Source organism: Pseudoclavibacter sp. RFBI5, assembly GCF_002931395.1.
Lineage (GTDB): Bacteria > Actinomycetota > Actinomycetes > Actinomycetales > Microbacteriaceae > Pseudoclavibacter.
This window is the reverse complement of record NZ_PSYA01000007.1, coordinates 34,482-57,082: the sequence shown is the minus strand read 5'-3', so window position 1 is coordinate 57,082 and position 22,601 is coordinate 34,482. Positions and strand designations below refer to the sequence as shown.

General features: G+C 71.0%; 19 protein-coding genes. 5 read left to right on the top strand and 14 right to left on the bottom strand.

From position 1 onward, the window contains the following. Nucleotides 1-14: 14 nt before the first annotated feature. A complete protein-coding gene (locus C5E06_RS05205; protein WP_104306212.1) occupies nt 15-3,926 on the bottom strand; it encodes an AAA family ATPase in 3,912 nt (1,303 codons plus the stop codon). A gap of 200 nt (nt 3,927-4,126) precedes the next feature. Here C5E06_RS05205 and C5E06_RS05200 point away from each other — a divergent pair, with 200 nt between their 5' ends. The 3 genes from C5E06_RS05200 to rnhA all read left to right on the top strand — a co-directional run bounded on the left by C5E06_RS05200 (nt 4,127) and on the right by rnhA (nt 6,541). Further along, nucleotides 4,127-5,230: a GNAT family N-acetyltransferase gene (locus C5E06_RS05200; protein WP_104306211.1), complete on the top strand. Its 1,104-nt coding sequence runs from the start codon at nt 4,127-4,129 to the stop codon at nt 5,228-5,230. A gap of 115 nt (nt 5,231-5,345) precedes the next feature. Beyond that, nucleotides 5,346-6,038 carry a bifunctional 2-polyprenyl-6-hydroxyphenol methylase/3-demethylubiquinol 3-O-methyltransferase UbiG gene (locus tag C5E06_RS05195; RefSeq protein ID WP_104306210.1) on the top strand — a complete coding sequence of 231 codons (693 nt, stop codon included), beginning with the start codon at nt 5,346-5,348 and terminating at the stop codon, nt 6,036-6,038. 68 nt (nt 6,039-6,106) lie between these two features. Further along, nucleotides 6,107-6,541: a ribonuclease HI gene (gene rnhA / locus C5E06_RS05190; RefSeq protein ID WP_201297737.1), complete on the top strand. Its 435-nt coding sequence runs from the start codon at nt 6,107-6,109 to the stop codon at nt 6,539-6,541. Between the two features lie 22 nt (nt 6,542-6,563). Here rnhA and C5E06_RS19470 read toward each other — a convergent pair whose 3' ends face one another. Then, nucleotides 6,564-8,519 (bottom strand): hypothetical protein, encoded by a 1,956-nt coding sequence (locus tag C5E06_RS19470; RefSeq protein WP_219820183.1) that lies wholly within the window; start codon nt 8,517-8,519, stop codon nt 6,564-6,566. Nucleotides 8,520-8,529: 10 nt separating this feature from the next. Further along, nucleotides 8,530-9,072, bottom strand: a complete 543-nt coding sequence (locus tag C5E06_RS05180; protein ID WP_104306209.1) for a TetR/AcrR family transcriptional regulator — start codon at nt 9,070-9,072, stop codon at nt 8,530-8,532. Between the two features lie 53 nt (nt 9,073-9,125). Between C5E06_RS05180 and C5E06_RS05175 the strand changes: the two genes are divergently transcribed. Then, complete coding sequence (locus C5E06_RS05175) at nt 9,126-9,848, top strand: MBL fold metallo-hydrolase (protein WP_104306208.1); 723 nt, start codon at nt 9,126-9,128, stop codon at nt 9,846-9,848. Nucleotides 9,849-9,901: 53 nt separating this feature from the next. On the opposite strand, the gene mutM is transcribed toward C5E06_RS05175, so the two are convergent. The 10 genes from mutM to C5E06_RS05125 all read right to left on the bottom strand — a co-directional run bounded on the left by mutM (nt 9,902) and on the right by C5E06_RS05125 (nt 20,787). Beyond that, nucleotides 9,902-10,771 (bottom strand): bifunctional DNA-formamidopyrimidine glycosylase/DNA-(apurinic or apyrimidinic site) lyase, encoded by an 870-nt coding sequence (mutM, locus tag C5E06_RS05170; RefSeq protein WP_104306207.1) that lies wholly within the window; start codon nt 10,769-10,771, stop codon nt 9,902-9,904. Between the two features lie 2 nt (nt 10,772-10,773). Beyond that, entirely contained in the window at nt 10,774-11,520 is a 747-nt protein-coding gene (gene rnc, locus C5E06_RS05165) for a ribonuclease III (RefSeq protein WP_104240621.1), read from the bottom strand. A 10-nt stretch (nt 11,521-11,530) separates the two neighbouring features. Further along, nucleotides 11,531-11,734, bottom strand: coding sequence for a 50S ribosomal protein L32 (gene rpmF / locus C5E06_RS05160; RefSeq protein ID WP_068484295.1), 204 nt, complete (start codon nt 11,732-11,734; stop codon nt 11,531-11,533). Between the two features lie 41 nt (nt 11,735-11,775). After that, complete coding sequence (locus tag C5E06_RS05155) at nt 11,776-12,396, bottom strand: DUF177 domain-containing protein (protein ID WP_258063767.1); 621 nt, start codon at nt 12,394-12,396, stop codon at nt 11,776-11,778. Between the two features lie 43 nt (nt 12,397-12,439). Continuing rightward, a complete protein-coding gene (gene coaD / locus C5E06_RS05150; RefSeq protein WP_104240619.1) occupies nt 12,440-12,940 on the bottom strand; it encodes a pantetheine-phosphate adenylyltransferase in 501 nt (166 codons plus the stop codon). Between the two features lie 99 nt (nt 12,941-13,039). Next, complete coding sequence (locus C5E06_RS05145; protein WP_104306206.1) at nt 13,040-13,771, bottom strand: copper resistance CopC family protein; 732 nt, start codon at nt 13,769-13,771, stop codon at nt 13,040-13,042. A gap of 49 nt (nt 13,772-13,820) precedes the next feature. Further along, nucleotides 13,821-15,971, bottom strand: coding sequence for an ATP-dependent DNA helicase RecG (locus tag C5E06_RS05140; protein WP_104306205.1), 2,151 nt, complete (start codon nt 15,969-15,971; stop codon nt 13,821-13,823). Further along, the gene (locus tag C5E06_RS05135) at nt 15,971-18,421 is read right to left on the bottom strand and encodes a DUF3488 and transglutaminase-like domain-containing protein (RefSeq protein WP_104306204.1); all 2,451 of its coding nucleotides are present in this window, start codon (nt 18,419-18,421) and stop codon (nt 15,971-15,973) included. Before C5E06_RS05135 ends, C5E06_RS05140 begins: the two co-directional genes overlap by 1 nt. Next, nucleotides 18,418-19,740 (bottom strand): DUF58 domain-containing protein, encoded by a 1,323-nt coding sequence (locus C5E06_RS05130; RefSeq protein ID WP_104306203.1) that lies wholly within the window; start codon nt 19,738-19,740, stop codon nt 18,418-18,420. Before C5E06_RS05130 ends, C5E06_RS05135 begins: the two co-directional genes overlap by 4 nt. Before the next feature lie 3 nt (nt 19,741-19,743). Continuing rightward, nucleotides 19,744-20,787: a MoxR family ATPase gene (locus C5E06_RS05125; RefSeq protein WP_104306202.1), complete on the bottom strand. Its 1,044-nt coding sequence runs from the start codon at nt 20,785-20,787 to the stop codon at nt 19,744-19,746. Between the two features lie 106 nt (nt 20,788-20,893). On the opposite strand from C5E06_RS05125, the gene rsmD reads away from it, so the two are divergent. Continuing rightward, nucleotides 20,894-21,505, top strand: a complete 612-nt coding sequence (gene rsmD, locus C5E06_RS05120; protein WP_181057774.1) for a 16S rRNA (guanine(966)-N(2))-methyltransferase RsmD — start codon at nt 20,894-20,896, stop codon at nt 21,503-21,505. On the opposite strand, the gene thiL is transcribed toward rsmD, so the two are convergent. Further along, nucleotides 21,454-22,587 (bottom strand): thiamine-phosphate kinase, encoded by a 1,134-nt coding sequence (thiL, locus tag C5E06_RS05115; protein ID WP_258067509.1) that lies wholly within the window; start codon nt 22,585-22,587, stop codon nt 21,454-21,456. The two genes, rsmD and thiL, sit on opposite strands and share 52 nt — an antisense overlap. Nucleotides 22,588-22,601: the final 14 nt, after the last annotated feature.

Genomic DNA, 22,601 nt, shown 5'->3' with positions numbered 1-22,601 from the left:
CCGCGGGGCGGCGCTCAGGCGGCGGGCTGGTCCTCGGTGCGGTGGATGCGCTGGCCCACGACGGCAGACACGCCGTCCTGCCGCATCGAGACGCCGTAGAGGGCGTCGGCGATCTCCATCGTGCGCTTCTGGTGGGTGATGACGATGAGCTGGCTGGACGCGCGGAGCTCCTCGAAGACCGCGAGGAGTCGACCGAGGTTGGCGTCGTCGAGGGCGGCCTCGACCTCATCCATGATGTAGAACGGGCTGGGCCTGGCCTTGAAGATGGACACGAGGATCGCGACCGCCGCGAGCGAGCGCTCGCCGCCGGAGAGCAGGGAGAGGCGCTCGATCTTCTTGCCGGCCGGCCGCACCGAGACCTCGATGCCGGTCGTGAGCATGTCGTCGGGGGCGGTGAGCGTGATGTCGCCGGAGCCGCCGGGGAAGAGGATCGGGAAGACCGTGTGGAACGCGGCTCGGGTGTCCTCGAAGGCGGCCTCGAAGACGGTGCGCATGCGCTCGTCGATGTCGCCCACGATGCGCAGCAGGTCGGCCTTCGTCGCGGCGAGGTCGTCGAGCTGGTCGGCGAGGAACGCGTGCCGCTGCTCGAGCGCCGCGAACTCCTCGAGCGCCAGCGGGTTGATGCGGCCGAGTGTGGACATCTTGCGCTCTGCCGCGGCGAGGCGCGCCTGCTGCTCCGCGCGAACGAACGGCACGCCCACGAACTCCTCCTCGGCGTCCCCATCGAGAGTCGCGGCGAGGTCGTCGTCGAGCTGCTCCGCGAGCGCGGGGACGGCCCCGGCCGAGATCGCTGCCGCGGCCTGGGCAGCGGTGCTGCTCTCGACCTGCTCGGTGGTGGCGTCGGAGTGCTCGGCGCTGTCGGTGTCTGTGGCGCTGGCGGCGCTGGATGCGCTCGGCTGGCCGGCCGCGTCAGCGGCCTCGCCCTCCCCCACGGCCTCGACTACGCCGCTCGCCGCCGCCGCGTCCTCGGCTTCTGCGGCCGCCTCGCCCTCGCCCGCAACCTCGTGCCTGGCTCGCTGCTCGGCGAGCGCGGAGGCGATGCGCTCGGCCTTGGCGCGCAGCGCGTCGTCGTCCGCCGGCACGAGCTGGTCGGGACCGTACTCGGCGACGAGGACCGCCTCGGCGAGGCGCAGCTCGCTCGCTGCCCGCTCGAGGGTGGAGCGCAGGGAGCTCTTCTTCTCGTAGATCTGCAGCTCGATCGAGTGCACGTCCTCGGTGATCTCGCTGAGGCGCGCGCGCAACTGCTGCTCCGTCTGGCGGAGCTGGCCGAGCTCCTCGTGCTGGGCGGCGCGCTCGCGCTCGGCTTCGGCGAGCTGCTGCTGGGCTTCGGCGAGCGACGCCTGGACGGCGGCGGTGAGGCTCGGGATGGCGGCGAGCACGCGCTCGGTCTGGGCGAGTTCGGCGCGGCGCACGACCGTCTCCCTGGCGGCCTTGTCGGCAGCCTGGCGGTCGGCGTCGAGCTGACGGACGAGGGATTCGGCGCGAAGCCGCTCGCTTCGGGACCGCTCGCGCAGGGTCTCGAGCTGCAGCCGGGCCTCGACCTCGGCTTCGCGGGCACGCTCGACGGCGGCGTTGGCGTCGACGCGCGCCGAGGAGTCGAGCTCGGGGCGCGGGAGGGCTTCGTGCTCGGCGAGCGCCGCCTTCGCGGCGAGCGCCGCCTGCTCCGCTGCTTCGACGCCGCTCGAGGCGAGGTCGAAGGCCTTCGCGGCGCGCGCGAGCTCGGCGCTGCCCGCATCCACTCGCGCGCTGGCCCGGTTGAGCTGCTCTCGCTCGGCGGCGAGGGCGCCGTCGAAGGCGCGGAGGGCGTCGAGCGTGCGCTTCGCCTCGGCCTTCGCCGCCTGCGACGCGGCCCGGTGCTCGGCGAGCGCAAGCGCGGCCTGGTCGAGTTCGTCCGTGACGACGGTGAGGCGAGCGGATGCTCGGTCGCGGGCGGCGAGCAGCTCGAGGCGGCTGGTGCCCTCCTCCGCGAACCCGCCGCGGAGCGAGGTGCTCGTGACGACCTCGCCTGCTCTGGTGACGACGGTGAGCCCTGCGCCTGCTGGGGCCGCGGCATCCGAGGACCCCAGCGCGGCCATCGCCGCGCGTGCCTCGTCGAGCGTCTCGCTGACGTGCACGTGGGCGAGCAGGGCGGTGATGGCGAGTGGCCCCTGCACCAGCTCTGCCGCGGGGCGGAGGCCCTCCGGCAGCTTCGGGTTCGTGGAACCCGCCTGGACGGGCCTGCTCTCGCCGAGCTCGGCGACGATCTCGACGAGCCCGAGCTTCTCCCCCGTGGCGTGCGCGAGCACTCGGAACGCGGCATCCGCGTTGCTCGCGAGGACCGCATCGGCCGTCGATCCGAGGGCGGCGGCGATGGCGGCCTCGTAGCCCTCGTCGATGCGGAGGTGCTCGGCGACGGGGCCTTCGACCCCCTCGAGGCGTGCGGCGAGGAGCGCGGCGGTGCCGTCTTTCGCGGCTGTCGCGAGGGTGAGCGCCTGCACGCGCGCCTGGAGGGCGTCGCGCTCTCGCTCGAGCTCGTGGGCGCGGGTGCGTCCGGCGTCGAGAGCCTGCTCTGCTTCACGCTGTGCCGCCTCGGCTCGCTTGTAGGCGGCGTCGAGCTCGCTCGAGTCGGAGGCGCTCTGGACTGCGGTCGCGTCGAGCTCCTCCTTCGCTTTCGTCGCCTGCGCGAGGCGGTCGCTTGCAGCGTCGCGCGCGTTGCGCTGCCTGAGCACCTCGCCCCGCACGGACGCCAGCTTCGAGGCGGCAGTGTCGGCGGCGCCGCGCAGCTCGCTGCGGCTGAGGTCGTAGGCGGAGATCCGGGTCGCCTGGGCCTGGATCTCGACGTCGATGCGGTCGAGGGCGGCACGCGCATCCTGCGTGGCGAGCTTCGTCGCCTCCCAGAGCGCTTCGGCCTCGGCGGCACGCCCCGCGAGCGCCTCCGTCTCCCGGCGCGCTGCGTCCACCGCCTCGAGGGTCACGGTCGGCACGAACGCGGGCGACTCGAGGCGCGAGACGAGGAGCCCCTTGCGCTGCGAGGCGAGCGCGTTGAGGTTCTGGATGCGTTCGCGCACGCTCTCGAGGTCGAACACGACGCGGCGCGCACCGTCGGCAGCGTCTCCGCGATTCTCGGCGGCGAGCAGCTCGGCCCGGTTGAGCGCGGCCGTGAGCTTCTCCTGCAGCACGACCCGCTCCTCGGAGCGCTCCTGCTCGATGCCGGTCGCGAGCCGCAGGGCCGCGCGCAGCTGCACGACGTCGTCGGCGAGCAGGCGAGCCTTCGCGTCGCGGGCGATGGCCTGGATGCCCTGCGCTCGCCTCGCGATGTCGGCCTGCCGGGAGAGGGGCTTCAGCTGCCGGCGGACCTCGTTCGTGAGGTCACGCAGGCGCGTGAGGTTGGCCTCCATGGCCTCGAGCTTGCGCACCGTCTTCTCCTTGCGGCGGCGGTGCTTGAGGATCCCGGCTGCCTCCTCGATGAAGCCTCGGCGCTCCTCCGGCGTCGCGCGGAGCACGGCGTCGAGGCGTCCCTGCCCGACGATGACGTGCATCTCCTTGCCGAGACCGGTGTCGCTCAGCAGCTCCTGCACGTCGAGCAGCCGAACGCCGTCGCCGTTGATGGCGTACTCGGAACCGCCGTTGCGGAACAGGGTGCGACGGATCGTCACCTCGCTGTACTCGATGGGGAGCATCCCGTCGGCGTTGTCGATCGTGAGCGTCACCTCGGCGCGGCCCAGCGGCCCGCGGGTCGCGGTTCCGGCGAAGATGACGTCCTCCATCTTGCCGCCGCGGAGGCTCTTCGCGCCCTGCTCGCCCATCACCCAGGCGAGCGCATCCACGACGTTCGACTTGCCTGAGCCGTTCGGCCCGACGACGCACGTGACCCCGGGCTCGAGCGCGAGCGTCGTCGGCTGCGCGAATGACTTGAAGCCCTTCATCGTGAGGCTCTTCAGATGCATGCGCGCTCGCTGGCCTCTCGCTGGTGGTCGGACATCGCTCGTGGGTCGGTCGGGCTGAGTTGGTGGTCGGGGTTGACTGGGTCGGTCGGGATGGGCTGGTCGGGCGGGATGGGCTGGTCGCTCACTCCGGCGCGAGTGCGCCTTGGATCGTCGCGCTGGCGGGGCTGTCGACGCCTTGACCTGACAGCTACGGTACCGGAGTGGACTACTTCATTCGGGAGCTCACGCCTCCAGATCCAGCGTCGGACCGAGACGCTGAGGCCTGGGGCCTGCTCGAGCGCTTCGCCGACATCGTCAACCGCGGCTCTGCGGGCACCTACGGTGAGGGGCGGTTGCTCGAGACGAGCCAGCGGGTCCTCGCCGACTGGACCATGCCAGGACCGGTCACCACGCGCCTCTTCCTCGCGTTCCAGCGCGGCGCGAGCGACCTCGAGGCCGAGCGTCCCGTCGCCGCTGCGAAGCTCATGGTCTCGCCCCGCGACTCCCCCTCGCTGGCCTATCCTCACGTCGTTGTGGATGCACCCCACCGGCGACGCGGTATCGGCACCTTCGTCGCGGCCCACCTCGAGGACCTCGCTCGGGCCGACGGGCGCACCTCCCTGCAGGCCTGGGTGGAGCATCCAGCGGCCGGCGGGGAACGGGTGCCTGCGCCGACGGGACATGGCAGCGTCTCGGCGGCGGACCCGGCGGCGCGCTTCCTCTGGAAGCACGGGTGGGAGCTGGGGCAGGTCGAGCGCATCAGCGAGCTGCGCCTGCCCCTGCCGGCGGGACGTCTGCGTGCGCACGTCGAAGCCGCGGTGGCCCGGGCTGGTGCGGCCTACCGCCTGCTGACCTGGGAGGGCGAGAGCGACCCCGAGTACCTCGACGACCTGGCGCGGCTCAACGGCGATATGTCGATCGACGCACCGGCTGGCGACCTCGAGGCCGATGAGGAGCACTGGGACGCCGAGCGCGTCTCGCAGATGGAGCGTCGAGTGCTCGCCGCCGGCTCCACGTTCCTCAACGCCGCCGTGCTGCATATCCCGAGCGGCACCCTCGTGGCCCAGTCCATGCTGCAGCTCGACCTCGACGACACGACGCGGCCGGCGCAGCAGGACAACACGCTGGTCACGTCGACGCACCGCGGCAGGCGACTCGGGATGCTCGTGAAGGCCGCGAACCTCGTGCAGCTCGCCGAGCGCTACCCGGAGTGCACCGGAGTGTTCACGTGGAACGCTGAAGAGAACGCCCACATGCTGCGGGTCAACGAGGCGCTCGGCTTCGTTCCCCTCGCGCCGGAAGGCGGCTGGCAGAAGCGGCTGTGAGGCTGCGTGGCTGCGTGGCTGCGTGAGAGACCAAACCCCAGGAGCCGAACACCCGGCGCTTGCGGTTCTCGCAAACCAGGTTGCAGATGTTCGATCTGGTGCGCATGCTGAGCGCATGACCTCGCACAACCACCACGCCACCACAAGCTCGAGCCCCGACGAGCCTGGCGCCGGAGCGACCGCCCAGCCGCCGCTCGAGTTCTGGGACGAGCTCTACAAGGCGAAGCCCGCCGTCTGGTCCGGTCGCGTGAACGCGAACCTCGCGAGTGTCGCCGGCACGCTCACACCGGGCCGTGCCCTCGACCTCGGATGCGGCGAGGGTGGCGACGCGATCTGGCTCGCCCAGCAGGGCTGGCGGGTCACCGGCATCGACATCTCGACCGTCGCCATCGAGCGCGCACGCGCCGCAGCCATCGACGCTGGCGTCGACGCCGCGCTGCTCGACTTCGCGACGGGCGACCTCGAGACCTGGTCCCCGGACGATGAGCTCGATCTCATCACGGCGAGCTTCTTCCAGTCGCCCGTCCACCTGCCTCGGGCGGAGATCCTGCGCAGGGCCGCCCTCATGCTCGCACCCGGCGGACACCTCCTGACCGTCGCGCACGCCGGAGTGCCGTCGTGGGTGCAGGACTCGGAGCATCCCGCGCACCTCTTCGTGCAGCCGGACCGGGAGATCGCCGAGCTGGCGCTGCCCGCCGGGGAGTGGGAGACGGTGATCGCCGAGTCGCGGACCCGCGACGTCGCCTCCCCAGAAGGCGCTCCCGGCACGCTCGAGGACAGCGTGGTGCTCCTGCGCCGAATGGGCTGAGCCTCGGCACCCGACTACTCTTGCGTGGTCGGCGACGGAGATGAGGGACGCACGTGAATGATGTTGTGATGTACACGGATGGCGCCTGCAAGGGCAACCCCGGCCCCGGCGGCTGGGGAGTCTGGCTGCGGTCGGGCGACCACGAGCGGGAGCTGTTCGGCGGCGAGCTGAACACCACCAACAACCGCATGGAGCTCAAGGCCGTCATCGAGGGACTCAGCGCGCTCAAGAAGCCCTGCAGCGTCGCCCTCTACCTGGACAGCCAGTACGTTCGCAAGGGCATCACGGAGTGGATCACGGGGTGGAAGGCGAAGGGGTGGAAGACCGCCTCGAAGCAGCCCGTCAAGAACGCGGAGCTCTGGAAGGAGCTCGACGCGCTCGTCGAGGACAGCGGACACACCATCGAGTGGCGGTGGGTGAAGGGCCACTCGGGTGATGTCGGCAACGAGCGCGCCGACATGCTCGCGAACAAGGGCGTCGACCAGGCGCTGGGTCGCGGCTAGCAGTACAGCGAGCGACGCTCGGTCAGAGGCGATAGGCGACGTCGCCGAGCGCGATGAGCTGCGGGTTCTGCGCCACCCAGGTGACGGCCACTGACCGCATCAGCTCATCCCACGAGGCGTCCTCGAACCCGCGACGCGTGGCGAGATGCTCCTGGATCTCGAGGACGCAGTCCCACCCAGGGCCGCTGATGCCGTTGTCGAGTCCGGTCTCGAGGTAGCCGTGCCAGGCGCGTGCGAGATCGACGTGCGCCTCGGTGAAGTCCAGGCCGTCGTTGCCGCGGATCTCGGCGAGGATGACGTCGACGATGCGGACGACCTCACCCTGCACGGTCGCTGCTCGGCCGACCTCGGGAACGAGCTGGCCACGCAGGTTCGCGAAGCGCTCCGCGTCCGTGTCCCCGATCGCGCGGGCCAGGGAGGCGCTCGGCGCGGTGATCCGCTCGGCTGGCTGCGCGCCCGTGAGCTCGGAGAGGCGTGCAAGCGCGGCGTCCTGAGTCGCGGCGTCTTCCTCCGAGAGCAGGATGCGCCTCGCCTCGCTCGAACGCGCCGCGAGCGTGATGTCGGCGCGCACCGCATCGGTGACGGGAGAGCCTGCCGCGACGAGGAGCTCGACGAGCTGCGTGAGGGTGAGGAGATCGTCGAGGCCGTCGCCGACGACGCCTCGGCTTGCGGCCAGCTCGAGCGCCAGCAGCGGCGTCGGCGCCTGGCTCGTGCCGGTGCCCGCCGAACCGGTGCGGGCACCGGGCAGCACACGCTGCGCGCTCACCTCCGCGCCGGACCGCAGGAGGAGGCGGACGTTCTCGACGTGGAGGCCGTTTGCCGCGTGGTGGAGCGGCCGGTAGCCCTTGCTGTCGGTGCGCTCGGGGTCGGCGCCGAGGCCCAGGATGACGGCGATCGGGTGACCGACGCGGGCGTGGTTGCCGAGCACCGTGAAGCGGCTGGCCGTCTCGGTCTCCTCGAGGTCGAGGCCCGCCGCGACCAGCTGCAGTATCTCCTGCTGCGTGGTCCTGAGCTTGTCGGCGACCGTTCCCTCTGCGGCGCGCGACAGCACCACCGGTCTCGTCGAGAGGTGAGGCTGCTCGGCGTAGGTCTCGACCAGGCCTCGCAGCCAGGCGGCGTCGAGACTCGCGTCGTCGAGCCCACGGTCGAGCACCACCCGACGCACTCCCCCGTGATCGATCTCGTCGGCTACCTGCTGAAGCGTCGCCGTGACGAAGCGCGGCGCCGGTCCGGGCGTGCCGAGCGAGGCTCGCCTGGACGTCGTGAACGCGAACAGGGTCGACACTCCGTCGTCCTCGGAGATCGCGAGCCGGGACGTGCTGGGGTCGAGCGCCACCACCCAGGTGCCGCGCACCATGGCTCGTGCCCAGTAGCCGTGGAAGGCCGCGGAGTCCGCCGGATGCTCGCGGTACTGCTGCGCGAGCAGCGACAGGGTTGCGAGCTCCCGCGGGCTGGGCTGCTCGGCACGCTGCCGGCTGCGCTCCCGCGCGGCGAGCGTCTCCGACACCGGGCGCGACAGGACGAGGTCGCGGAACCGGACGAAGTCGGAGAAGCTGCCGGAGAGGGCCTGCCTGAGCTCGGCGGCGTCGCCGACCCAGGCCGTGTCCTCGGGGTCATCGAGCGCCTGTGGCGGGTGGTTCTCCGCGGGGACGATGTACGTCGGACTTCCCTGCGGGTTGACGATGAGGAAGCCTGCCGCGACGCAGAGCTCGAAGATGAAGCCAAGCTCAGCCTCTGAGAGCGTGGCGTGGAAGATGCCACCGGCGAGCGGGGCCCCCTGCTCGGGCGGGTCGAGGTAGAGATCGGACCAGTTCCCGTCGAAGGCGAGCGGCTGCCCTCCGGCATCGAAGAGTGCCCCCGTGCTCTCGTCGGGGACGACGTGCAGCCCCCGGGCGGCGAGGAACGCCGCGAGTTCGTGCCGGTCCGCATCGACGTGCTCGCCACCCTCGATGCGCATGAAGTTCAGCGAGTAGCCCATGACAACGACCCTAGCCGCGGGCGCCGATGGCGCGAACGATGCCCGCGAGTCCGTAGCGCCAGGCCTCGTCGATGTCTCCGCCGAGGTTGAAGCCTCGGTTCAGCTCCATGCTGACGAAGCCGGCAGCCCACGCGGTCAGGGTGCGGGCCGCCTCGAGCGCTCGCCCCTGACCGGCGAGCTCGCCCGCGAGGCGCAGGATGCTCGCGCTCGCGTCCGCACCGAATTCCGGCCGTGCGGCAGGTGTTCCGGCCCCCGGCGTCATCACGAGCTGGAACGCGGCCGGGCGCTCGTGTCCGAACGCCCGGAACGCATCCGCGAGTTGCTCGAGATCGCCGGCGGCGTCCAGCCGCTCTCCGAGCTCCACGAGGGTCGCCTCGGCAACGAGCTGGATGAGCTCCTCACGATTCGCGACCCGCTTGTAGAGCGAGGGCGCACGGACTCCCACCCGGACGGCAACCGCCTGCATGCTCAGCCTGGGAAGCCCCTCGCTTTCGAGGAGGTCGCGGGCGGCGAGCACGATCGCGTCGAGGGAGGTCCTGTCCGGAGTAGGCATGCCCCCACTATAGCTATTGACAGTAGCCATGATGGCTACGTACCATAGCCTTCATGAGACTCGACGCTTCCCTCCACCGCATCGGCAACGACATCGTCGCGGCCTACCTCGTCACCACCCCGGAGGGCGTGACCGTCATCGACGCCGGCCTCGCCGGCCACTGGCGCGAGCTCGTCGCCGAGCTCGCATCCATCGGACGCTCGGTCGACGACATCAAGGGAGTGATCCTCACCCACGGCGACTCCGATCACGTCGGCTTCGCCGAGCGGCTGCGACGCGACCACGGCGTCCCGGTCTATGTGCATGCGGAAGACGCGGCCCGCGCGAAGGGCGGGCCGAAGCCCTCGAACGCCAAGCAGTCGATGAAGCTCGGCCCCCTGCTCACCTTCGCCGCCTACACGCTCCGCAAGGGCGGAGCGCGAACCACGTGGCTCACCGAGGTCATCGAGGTGCAGCACGGAGCGACGCTCGACCTCCCGGGCTCGCCGCAGATCATCGGCATGCCCGGCCACTCGCCGGGCAGCATCGCGGTCTTCGTCCCCGCTGTCGATGCCGTCTTCGTCGGGGATGCGCTCACGACCCGCCACGTGCTCACCGGGCAGGAGGGCCCACAAGCGGCCCCGTTCACCGACGAGCCAGCACAGGCCATGACGTCGCTCCGCGCCATCGTCGACACGAAGGCGAAGTGGGTGCTGCCAGGACACGGAGCGCCCTGGAGCTCAGGAGTGGATGCGGCGGTCGCGGCGGTCGCGGCGGCCTCCAGCAGCACTCACTGAGCTCACCGCTCGTCGCCACGGAGCACAGCGCAGGGCGACGCTGGCCCTGTGGCCTACCGCTCTCGCTGGCACTTCTCGCAGAAGTGCGAGCCCCGGTTCTGGAACTTCTCGCGAACGATCGGCCGCCCGCATCTCGGGCACGGCTTCCCCTGGCGCCCGTACACGTTGAGCGAATGCGCGAAGTAGCCGGCCTGCCCGTTGACGTTCACGTACTGCGCATCGAAGGAAGTGCCACCCTCGGCGAGCGCCTTCGCGAACACCTCCCGCACGTGCAGCAGCAGCTCCCTCGCCTTCGACGGCGACAGCCCGGAGGTCACGCGCCCGTAGTGCAGCCGCGCCCGCCACAACGCTTCGTCGGCGTAGATGTTGCCGATGCCCGAGATGAGCGTCTGGTCGAGGAGCGCCGACTTCACGCCCGTCCTGCGGCGCAGCAGCGCCGCCACCCACGCGTCGTCATCGAAGTTCGGATCGAGCGGGTCGCGTGCGATGTGCGCCACCTGCGACGGCACACGCTCGCCCTCGACGTCCGCCGTCGGCACGAGGCGATCGACGGCCAGCGAGCCGAAGACGCGCTGGTCAGCGAAGGCGACGACAAGATCGCCGGCGGGACCATCGACGCGGATGCGCGCTCGCAGGTGCCGGTCGTCGGGCGCGTCCGACGTGCGGAGCAGCATCTGACCGCTCATGCCGAGGTGCGCCGTCAGCGCCTCTTCGCGGCCCGCGAGCGGCAGCCACAGGAACTTCCCGCGCCGCGACACGCTCGAGATCCTCGCCCCTTCGAGCGCACCGACGAACTCGGCCGAGTCGCCAACGTGTCGACGCAGCGAGCGCTCGTCGAGCACCTCGACGGCCGACACGACGGCACCCGTGACCGCGGGTTCAAGGCCGAGGCGCACGACCTCGACTTCAGGCAGCTCCGGCACGGCTAGGAGCCCGCAGGGGCGCCGTCGCCGCCGTCGTTCAGCTGATGCCATGCGGCAAGCGCGCCAGCGACCTCCGCCTGCTTCTTGCTCGTGCCGACGCCCTGCGCCTGCGCGAGGATGCGCTTCTTCTTCAGCACCGTGACCGTCGCCGTGAAGCTGCGGTCGTGCTCGAGGCCAGACCCCTCCACCTCGTAGCGCGGCGGCTCGGCGCCCCGCGTGTCCGCAAGCTCCTGCAGTGCGGTCTTCGGGTCCTGCTCGGCCCCGAGACGCCACACCACAGCCAGCTTCGGCTCGACGAGGCGCAGGACGAGCTCCGTCGCGACCTCGACCCCGGCGGAGAGGTACGCGGCGCCGATGACCGCCTCCACCGTGTCCGCCAGGACGGAATCCTTCTTGTTGCCGCCCGTCAGGTGCTCGCCGCGACCGAGGTGCAGGTAGGCGCCGAGGCCGAGGCCCCGCGCGATCTCCGCCAACGCCACCGTCGAGACGAGGGATGCGCGCAGACGCGACAGCTGCCCCTCCGAGTAATCGGGGTACGTCCGGTACAGCATGACGGTGACGGCCTGCCCGAGGATCGAGTCGCCGAGGAACTCGAGGCGCTGATTGTCGGGGATGCCACCGTTCTCGACCGCGTACGACCGGTGGGTCAACGCGAGCTCGAGGAGCGAGGGAACGAAGTCGACCCCGAGGCCGCGTGCCAGCTCAGCTGACGGTGCGGCGTCGGGGTCGATGATCTTCACGTCGTGCATGACGCGAGGATCAGACGTCTGCGACCTTGCGGCCCTTGTACTCGAAGAACAGCGGAGTGCCGGCTGCGTCCTCGACAACCTTCGCGCGGTGCGGGAGGCTGTAGGTGACCTTGCCGTTCTCGACGGTCTTGACGAGGGTCGGCACGGAGGCCTTCCACTGCGAACGGCGCGAACGCGTGTTCGAGCGGCTCATCTTGCGCTTGGGGAGAGCCATCGGCGTCTACCTTTCATCTTTCATCGTGCAGGGAGGCGGGCTCAGTACTGGCCCGGCTCCCCCTTGTAATCATGGTTGCGCGCATCCTCAGGAGATTCTGTCTCACGAGGACCCGCGGCTTCCTCGGAACCCGTTGCTGGTTCCTCGGGTGCTTCTGTTGAAGCGCCAAACCCTGCCAACGCCGCCCAACGCGGGTCAACCGCTGGTGCCTGCTCTTCGAGCGGCTCCACCAGCTTCTCGCCGGTTTCAGGATCTAGGCCGAGGCAGTCCGGCCGACAAACCGGCTGGAATGGCAGTGCGAGCACTACCGCATCGCGAACGGGCGGTTCAAGGTCGACAATGTCGTCGTGAACCTCGTACTCGAGGGCTTCGTCGCGAGCATACGCGAAAAGCTCTGCGAAATCGACCCGGAGCGGCTCGTCCAGCGGTGTCAGGCACCTGCTGCACTCCCCGGCCATCCTCGATTCGAGGCCGACCGTCGCGAGGATGCCGTCATGCAGCACCTCGAGACGAACGTCGAGTTCGACCGGCGTGCCCTTCTCGATGTAGCCGAGCCCCTCGCCGATGCGCTCAGGCGCATCGAAGTCGAGTTCGAGCTCGCGCATCGTGCCGGGCTTGCCCACGATGGTCGCAATGTTCACGAAGTACGGAGAGGAAGTCACCGGGAGATTGTACGCCCTCGTCGCGGAGTGCATCCCGAGCCACCTACTCGATGGAGGTGTCGGTGTCGCCCTGCAGGTACTCGTAGACGACACGAGGCACGTACGGCGACACGTCTCCACCGAGCGAGGCGACCTGACGGACCAGCGAGCTCGAGACGTGCGCGTGGCTCGGGTCTGGCAGCATGAACATCGTCTCGACTCGGGCGAGGTTGCGATTCACGATCGCCATCGGCGTCTCGTAGGTCACATCGGCCTGTGACCGGATGCCCTTCACGATGACCTTCGCGCCGACGTCGGTGCAGTAGTCGACGAGCAGGCCCACGCTCCACGACGCGACGCGAACGTTGCCGCGGATGCCGGTCGCCGAGACCGCCTGCTCGATGAGCTCGACGCGGCGCGAGATGGGCAGGAGCGCGTGCTTGTCGGGATTGTGCACAACCACGACGTGCACTTCCTCGAAGACCGTTGCGGCACGCTGGATGACGTCGAGGTGGCCAAGGGTAACCGGATCGAACGAGCCGGGAACGACAGCGATTCTGCTCATGCCCACAAGACTACGGGGCGGTCCCTGCACGTCGCGCCCATGGAGCGCCCATCGCGTGATCGGGACGCGTGGAGCAGGCGTGACAGGGTCAGATGCGAGCTAGACGCGGGTGGGCGTGTCGTCGTCCCCATCGGCCAGCGGCTCCTCGGGCTTCGGCGTGCTGCTCGCCTCGAGGTCCGCGGCCTTGCGCCGGAAGAGGATGAACGAGACGAAGACCACGGCCACACCGGCGAGCCCCATGAGCACCCAGGCCCACGGCGGGATCCCGGAGGCCGCGGCCGTCGACTGGGACGCCTCGTCCGACGTTCCCGCGTCGCTGTTCGTGATCGCGGCACCCTCGGTGTTCTCGGCGGCACCGAACCCAGCAGAGGCGGACGCGGACGGTGCGGCGTCCTCAGCCGGCGCCACGCCGACCGACACAGTGAACGGGATCGTGCCGGAGATCGGGTGGCCGTCAGAGGAGACGACCTGCCAGTTCAGGGCGTAGTCCCCCGCAGCGAGCTGCGGGAGCGCCTGCGTCACGACCGAACCGTCGGCCGTGGCCGCCGACTCCAGCTCGACCGCTGTCTGCTCCACGGCGGTCACCGCGAACAGCTCGACCTGCGGGCCGAGCGTGCCTTCCGACTGCACCTCAGCGGAGAACGTCAGGGTCGCGCTCTCCGGAGCCACGTCGACCGACTCGTCGGCGGCCGGGCTCGACTCGATCAGCTGGTCGTGCGCGGAAGCGAACTGCGAGCCGAGACCGAGCGCGAGGGCCAGGAACGCCAGCATGGCGGCCAGCATGAGGCGGGAGGCGACGCGGAGCGCGTGTGCGGAGGAGGAAGAGGTCACCCGCCCATCGTAGGCCAGGGCACGCTCGCCGGCCGAGGCGCTCGAGCCGTCAGGACTTGCCGAGGAACTCCCGCTCCTCGAAGCTGTGCCGGCCGATGGCCGCCTTGAGGTCGGGCCACCGCTTGAGGCTCCAGTCGTCGTCGATGAGCAGCGCCGCCTCGTCCCTGGCGGAGCGGATCAGCTCGGTGTCCTCGATGACGCGCAGGAGCTTGAGGGACGTGCGTCCTCCCGACTGCGCCGTGCCGAGCACGTCACCCTCGCGTCGCAGCTCGAGGTCGCGTTCGGCGAGCTCGAACCCGTCGAGCGTCTCGGCGACCGCGTTGATCCGCTCGCGAGCGGTGGACTCCTCCTCGGTGTTCGAGACGAGCAGGCACAGTCCGGCGTGCTCTCCTCGTCCGACGCGGCCCCGCAGCTGGTGGAGCTGGGAGACCCCGAACCGGTCGGCATCCATGACGATCATGACCGAGGCGTTCGGCACGTTCACGCCGACCTCGATGACGGTCGTCGCGACCAGCACATCGATCTTGCCCTCGGCGAAGGCCCGCATGGCGGCATCCTTCTCATCGCTCGGCATCGCCCCGTGCACGGCGGCGACGCGCTTGCCCGCGAAGAGCGGATGCACGGCGAGCGTCGGCGCGAGCTCCATGACGGCGGTCACGGGCTGAGCCGGCTCCTCGCCATCGACCGGCTCTGCGGGTTCGGCAGGCTCGATGGCGGGGCACACGACAAACGCCTGCCGTCCCCGGTCGACTTCCTCGGCGACGCGCTGCCAGGCACGTTCCAGCCAGTGCGGATGCTCGCGGGTGGCGACGACGAACGTCTCGATCTTCTGCCGCCCCTTCGGCATGGTCACGATGCTCGAGATGTCGAGGTCGCCGAAGACCGTCATGGCGACCGTGCGCGGAATGGGAGTGGCCGTCAGGACCAGCAGGTGCGGAGGCTGAGCGCCCTTCGCGCGCAGCGACTCGCGCTGCTCCACCCCGAAGCGGTGCTGCTCGTCGACGATGACGAGGCCGAGGTCGTCGAACATCACGTCGTCGCTCAGAAGCGCGTGGGTGCCCACCACGATCTTGGCCTCGCCTGCGACGACGCGCAGCGCGGCGCGCTTGCGCTCCGTCTTCGTCATGCTGCCCGTGATGAGGGTCGGCATGAGCTGCGCGGAGAGCTCCGGACCGAGGGACTCGATGATCGAGCGGTGGTGCTGGGAGGCGAGGACCTCGGTCGGCGCGAGCATGGCCGACTGCCCGCCCGCGTCGGCGACCTGCAGCATCGCGCGCAGGGCCACGAGGGTCTTGCCCGAGCCGACCTCGCCCTGGACGAGACGGTGCATGGGCACGCCGCGGGCGAGGTCTTTCGCGATCTGCCGCCCGACCGTCTTCTGGTCGGGCGTGAGCTCGAACGGCACGAGTCGGTCGAAGGCCTCGAGCATCGGCCCGACCGCGTCGGTCCTCGCTCTCGCCGCGACGAGCTCGGAGATGGCCCGGCGCTGGAGGAGCGCCGCCTGGAGCACGTACGCCTCGGTGAAGCGCAGCGATTCCCGCGCCCGCTCGAGCAGCTTGAACGTCTCGGGCTGGTGGATGGCGCGCATCGCCTCGTCGTAGCTGTACATCCCGAACATGGCGCGCGTCTCCACCGGCACGGGGTCGCGGAGGAACGGCACGGCGTCGAGGACCGCCTGGACGGCCGCCGCGACCTTCCAGGTCGGCAGGCTGGCGGTGGCCGGATAGATCGGGATGGGCTCCTTGAGCCACTGGTCGCGTCGTTCCGAGAGGGCCTCGAGTGGCGCGTTCTCGAAGAGCTCGTACTCGGGGTGGGCGAGCTGGATGGCTCCCCGGTACGCAGAGGCCTTGCCAGAGAAGATGCCGGTCACGCCCGGCTGCAGCTGCTTGGCACGCCAGCTCTGGTTGAAGAACGTCAGCGAGACGATGCCCTTCTCGTCGGTGATCTCCACTTCGACGATCGAGCCTCGTCGTGCGCGCATCTGCCGCTCGTTGACGCGCAGCACCCGCGCGACGAGCGTGACGTGCTCGCCGAGCGGCAGCGACTCGATGGCCGTCATCTCGCCTCGACGCGCGTAGCGTCGTGGGTAGTGCTCGAGCATGCCCGCGACGGTCGTCACGTCGAGCTGCTTCGCGAGCTGCTGCGCGTCGCGCTTGCCGAGGACGTCCTCGAGCGGGGTATCGAGACCGATGTCGTCCATCAGCGCCTTCCTGACAGGGATGCTGGCGCGAGCACCGCCCGGCGTCGCGCTGCGGACGAGGCGGACGCGCGAAGCGCGGAGCGGACCAGGAGGACGTCGTTCCAGATGCCTTCCCGCTCGTGCTGGCTCAGCGCGTGCGACGCGCCCGGGTCCGAGAACGCGGCGTGCTCGTGCTCGATCCGGAGGCGCTCGAGCGCGCTCCGCGCGTCAGCGACGCGCTGGGCGGTGGCAGCGGGGACCCCGGTGCCGGCGCCGTCGCCCGTCGCGCGCTCGGGGGCTTCGAAGCCGGCGGCGATGGCCACGACGACGGCTGCCGGCGTGAGGCCGGTGCCGAGCGGCACCCCGTAGTCGACGGCGCTCTCGGACACCTCCTGCCAGGCGGCGTTGCCTGGACTCGGATGTTGAGGCGGCGAGCCTGCCAGGACCGCGACGCGACGCGCGCGGCGCCTGGCGCCCCGCAGGAAGGCGGGGATGAGCAGGAGCGCGACCAGGGCGAGCACGCCGCCGATGACGGCGAGGGTGATGAAGAGGGCCGTGAGGTCGACGGCTTCGCTCTCGCCAGACTGCTCGCCTGCTCCTTCGGCGCCCTGCGTGGGCGTCGGCGTCGGCGTCTCGCTCTCAGGCGGCACGGTCGGCGCGGCGGTGCTCTCGGTCTCGACCGGCGCCGGCGAGGCCGATGGGGCGACCTCTGGCGTCATCGTCGGCGCCGTCGTCTCGCCGGGTCCGGGGGCGACGAGGTTGCCGAGCGCGCCGGCCGGCGTCGTCTCGAACATGACCCAGCCGTGGCCGGGCAGGTAGAGCTCGGCCCACGCGTGGAGCTGGTTGCTCGTCACGGTGTAGACGGGCTGGCCCTCCGCGTTCAGCTCGCCGGCGGAGCCGGGCGTGAAGCCGACCCCGATCCGGGACGGGATGCCGATCATGCGCGCCATGACGGCCATCGACGATGCGTAGTGCACGCAGTAGCCGGCCCGCGCTTCCAGGAATTGGGCAATGACGTCGAGGCTCGTGCCGTCGTACCCCTGCTGGACGGGCGCGGTCTCCGAGTAGGCGAACCCGTCGGCGAAGAACGACTGGAGCTGCAGGGCCTGTGTCCCGGCGGGCGCGTCCTCGTCGACGATCTCGCCGACCACGTCGCGGATGCGGTCGGTGCTCGGCCCCTCCGGCACCTCGGTGAGGGCCTCGAGACCCGCCGGCACCTCGGCGTCGAGCTGCGAGATCGCCTCGAAGCTGGGGGTCGGCACCACGGTCTGGATCTCGTAGTTCTGCGCGAGCGCCTCGTCACCGGCGCTGCGGACGTCGCCCGTCTGCTCGTCGAGGAGGAAGTCTCCCTGCAGGTCGATGATGTTGGCCGCGAACCCCGGGCGCGGGAGGAAGGAGCTGACGCCGTCGTTGAGCACGATGCGCGTCGTGAACTCGCTCGACTCAGCCCCGGCCGAGACGCCGTCGGGCAGCGGCAGGTCGCCGCCGTCGACGCTCAGGTTGCCGTCGAAGTCGCCGGGCATCCAGTCGTCCTCGCCGCTGAGGTCGCTGAGGGTCTGGAGCGTGAGGTACGGGAGCGAGCCCTGGTCGGTGGTCGTGGCGTAGCGCAGCACCTCGACCGGGTTGTTGCGCCGCAGGTCCTCGCCCAGGTCGATGATGGGGTTCGCGCGGTTGGTGGAGAGGCCGGAGGTCGAGGTCTGCCGGATGGCGTCGATGCCGGTCGGCGCTGGAACGACCGTGGAGGCCACGAGTACGGCGACGAGGGACACGGCGGTGACCGCGAGGGCCCCGCCGAGGCCGGCCACGCCTCGACTGTCGACGAGGAACCCCTGGTAGGAGAGCTCCTCGTCGTGCACGCGCTGGTGCCAGCTCGAGACGGCGTAGAGGAACACCGCGAGGGCTAGCGCCGCGAAGACGTACGACCAGCCGTTGAAGGCGTCGATGCCGAGCGCCATCGGGATGAGGGGGAAGGCGAGCAGGGGCAGCGTCGCGAGCGAGCGGCCCCTGATGCCGAACACGAAGAAGTCGCAGAGCACGACGATGACGGCGACGCCGATGAGCACGAGCATGGTCATCGCCTCGGTCTCGCGAAGCGGGGCGGCGTCCGAGCGGAGCTGCTCGACGAGCTGCTCGGCGAGCACTCCCCACCCTTCGACCGTGGCGCGCGGCGATCCCCGCCCGGTGAATCCGACGAGGACAACAGCGCCGCCCACCATCGAGGCGACGAGCGCCCACAGCTGCGAGCCCGTGAAGGTGCGCACGAGGGCGGGGACCCCGAGCATGATCGTGACGAGCACGATCGCCTTCGCCGACCACGTGTTCGTGTCGAAGATCGGCCACAGGAGGTTCGTCGCGCTGAAGATCAGCACCGCGAGGGAGACGGTGACGACCCAGGAGCCGTTGGCTCCCGGAGTGCCCTTCCAGCCCTGCCGACGACGCATCTGCGCGGTCGTGGTCGCGTGCGAGCTCATGCGGTGGCCTCCAGTTCGAGCAGCGGCGTGAAGGGCTTGGCTCTGGCGGGCGAGTAGACGGCGACGTTCCAGCCCGCATCGGTGAACGATGTCAGGGTGGCGCGCGGCACCGGCTTCGCGGAGACGATGAGTGCGAGGGCCGGGGCGGCCACCGCCGACAGCGAGCGGATCGCGGTCAGCCCGTCGCCGGCCAGGTTCCGATGCACGTACACGACCGGCGTGCGCGCCACACGCGAGATGTCGTCGACGACCTCGGCGCAGGCCTCTCGCCGCTCCCCCGCCGCCGAGTCGGGTTGCGTCAGCATGAGCCTGCGCATGACCGACTCGAGCGCTTCCTCGGAGGGGGTGCGTGTGCTCTCCGTGTCGCCGTCGAGGCCCGCGTGCGTCTCGAACAGCTCGGTCTCGTAGCCGAAGCGGTGGAAGCGAGCGAGCACGGAGGCGGCGAGCGAGACGGCGAGCTCGAACTCCGCGTCGACGGCCGTCGCCGGTGCCGACTGCTCGTTCATGAGGTCGACGAGGGTCAGCGGCGCCTTCGGTTCCTCGGCGGCGGCCGTCGCGCTCGTGTCGAGGATGACCACCGAGGTGTCTTCCGCGTGGTGCTCTTCCTGTCGCACGCGCAGCTCGCCCGCGTGCGCCGTCGCACGCCAGTGGATGCGCCTGAGCGGGTCGCCGCGACGGTAGTCGCGGGTGAGGACGTCGTCGGAGTCCCCGGATTGCGCGACCCCGGCCTCGACTTCGCCCCCGCTCTTGCCGCTCGGCACGGACATGGCGGGCAGCTCTGCCACTCGAGGCCAGACCTCGACCTCGGTGGCCTCGCCGATCTTGAGGACTCGCCTCGTGAGACCGAGCCCGTCGGCATTGTCGAAGAAGAGCGGGCCGACTTCGTGGACGCCACGGCGCATCGAGTCGACGCCGTAGGCGACGCGACGTCGGCGCTTGTCCTCGTTGCGGTGGAGTCGCGAGCCGATAGCGGGCAGCACCCCGCCGATGCTGGACGGCTCCGCACCGGGCAGGAGATCGAGGTAGGAGCTCGGCTCGAGCGCGATGAGCGAACGGTTGCGCACCTCGGTGACGACCCGCATCCGGTCGCCGACGGCAAGGGTGGTCGGGTAGATCGTGCGCACCGCGTCGAGCCGAGGTCGCCAGATGAGGCGCAGCACGAAGGCGACGAGCGGCAGGGCGATGAGGAACCCGCCGAGCGCGAGCAGCTCGCCCCGGCCGAACACCACGGCGGCTGCGGCCAGCAGCACGCCGACCACCACCAGGCCGATGGCTCGGCTGGTGGGTCGCAGCCGCCTCTCGATGCGCCTCGTCGCCACGCGCTACGCGGTCGCCGCGCTCGTTGGGACGGCGATCTGCTGGCAGATCTGGTCGATGATGCGGGCGGCCGACGCCGACGCCGCCGTTCCCCGCGAGCCGCGGGCACTGAGCACAAGCCGGTGCGCGAAGACCGGGCCGACGAGCTTCGAGACGTCGTCCGGCACCACGAAGTCGCGACCGGCGACCGCGGCGGCCGCCCTCGAGGCACGCACGAGGTGCAGGGTCGCGCGGGGGCTCACGCCGACACGGACGTCGGCGTGCTCGCGAGTGGCACGGGCGAGGTCGACGATGTACTGCTTGATGGCGGGCGCGACGTAGATGCGCGAGGTCTGCTCGATCATGCTGGAGACGTCGTTCGCGCTGAGCGAGGCGCGGACGCTCGACAAGGGGTCGCTCGAGTCGCGCCGGTCGACCATCGCGAGCTCGTCGTCGCGCTCGGGGTACCCCATCGACATGCGCGCCATGAAGCGGTCGCGCTGCGCCTCCGGCAGCGCGTAGGTGCCCTCCATCTCGGAGGGGTTCTGCGTCGCGAAGACGGTGAAGGGCACTGGCAGTCGGTGCGTGACGCCGTCGACCGTGACCTGCCCCTCCTCCATGCACTCCAGCAGTGCGGACTGCGTCTTCGGGGAGGCGCGGTTGATCTCATCGCCGATGACGACGTTCGCGAACACCGGGCCCTGCTGGAACTCGAAGCGCCGCTCGACCTGGTCGTAGATCGCGACGCCCGTGACATCCGAGGGCAGGAGGTCCGGCGTGAACTGGATGCGGCTCACGCTCGAGTCCATGGCCGCCGCCAGCGTCTTGGCGAGGACCGTCTTGCCGACCCCGGGGACGTCCTCCACAAGGAGGTGACCGCCGGCGAGGAGCACGACGACCGCGAGGTGCACCTGCTCGTCTTTGCCTGAGATGACCGATGCGACGCTCTCGCGGATCTGCCGCGCGCCGTCCTGCAGTGCGACCGCCGTGCTCGATGCGCGCTCGCGCCCAGCCGGCTCTGCCGGCAGAGCCCTCGCCGCCGCGGTTTCCGCGCCGTTGCCGTATTCCATGGCCACCTCCGAATTCAAGTGCCCATCATTCCACGCACCCCCGACAAGTTCGGCCAGCTTCTCCACGCGGTGGATGGGTCGACGCAGTCGCGGCTACGATCGCAGCGTGACACGCATCATCGCCGGAGCCGCCAAGGGCCACTCGCTCGCCGTCCCGAAGAGCGGCACGCGTCCGACGAGCGACCGAGTCCGCGAGGCCATGTTCTCCTCGCTCGAATCGCTGCTCGACCTCGGCGGCATCGCCGTGCTCGACCTCTACGCGGGCTCCGGTGCGCTCGCGTTCGAGGCGCTCAGCCGGGGCGCCTCCAGCGCCGTGCTCGTCGAGCAGTCCAAGTCGGCCGCCAACGTGCTGCGCGCCAACGCCGAGCTGCTGGCGCGCGTGACCCGAGAGCAGGGTCGCCGGGCCGTTGCCTCCCGCGTCGCGCAGAACTCCGTCGACAGCTTCCTGCGGACAGCCCCAGGTCAGCCATTCGAGCTCGTGTTCGTCGACCCGCCGTACGAGCTCGGCGAAGCGGAGCTCACCGGGGCGCTCGAGGCCCTGGTGCCGCACCTGGCACCGGAGGCGGTTGTCGTCGTCGAGCGTGGGTCGCGCTCGCCAGCCCCCACGGTGCCAGAGTCCTTCGAGCTGCTGCGCCGGAAGTCCTACGGCGAGACCATCGTCTTCAGCTACGAGGTGAGCCCCGTCGACGAGCCGGGAGCCGAGAAGTCCCAGGCGTAGGGGTCCCACCCGCGGGCGGCCCGGCTAGCGCCGTCGACGAGCACGGGGGGAACCGGCCCGTCCTCATGCGGGTGCACGCGGCCGATCGCCCGGAACCCCTCCGGCAGCGGCGTCCCAGCCGGGAAGGTGGCGAGCAGGCCGTGATCCTCCCCGCCGACCACCACGAGGTCCACGGCTCGTGCGTGCAGCTCGGCGGTCCCGACCCCGGGCAGGGCGGCTCGCAGCGCCGCCTCGACCGCGGCGATGTCGACGGCGAGGGACGACGTCTCGACCTCGACGCGAACGCCGCTGGCCCTCGCCAGGCGCGAGGCGTCGAGGAGCAGGCCGTCGGACACATCCATCATGGCCGTCGCCCCGGCAGCTCGCGCGGCGAGGCCGAGGGAGGCGTTGATCGTCGGCGCGAGGTGCCAGTCGACGACTGAGCGCACGGCGTCGCCCCTCGACCGCAGGGCCTCGATTCCCTCGGCGAGCGCCTCCCCGCGCGCGTCCCTCGCGAGGGAGTAGAGCAGGGAGAGGCCCGCGCCGCTGCGCCCCGCGGGGCCGCTGAGCGCCAGCACGTCGCCCGCCTTGGCACCCGATCGCCGCACCGGGTCGCCCCCGCGCAGGTCGCCGAAGGCGGTGATCGCGATAGTCAGCTGCTCGCTCGTCGACAGGTCGCCGCCGACCACGCCGCAGCCAGGGGCCATGTCGGCGAGGGCCGCCGCGAAGCCGTCCGCGAGCTCCTCGACCCAGGAGACCGGCGTCGAGGACGGCAGCGCGAGCGCCACCGTGATCGCCGTCGGGGCAGCGCCCATCGCGGCGACATCCGCGAGGTTGGATGCGCACGCCTTGCGCGCCACATCGCGCGCCGTCGACCAGGCCGAGCGGAAGTCGGGGCCCTCGATCATGAGATCCGTCGTGATGACGACCCGCCCATCGCCCGCCGTCAGCACCGCGGCGTCATCGCCGGCCCCGAGCACCGCGTCATCGGCTGCCGGGACCCGCGCGAGGATGCGCTGGAGCAGATCGGCCTCGCCGCACGCGCCGACCGTGAGCACGTCAGCGGGGGTTCGGCGGATGGCGTCGTCGGGAAGAGCAGGCACCCGCTCACGATAGC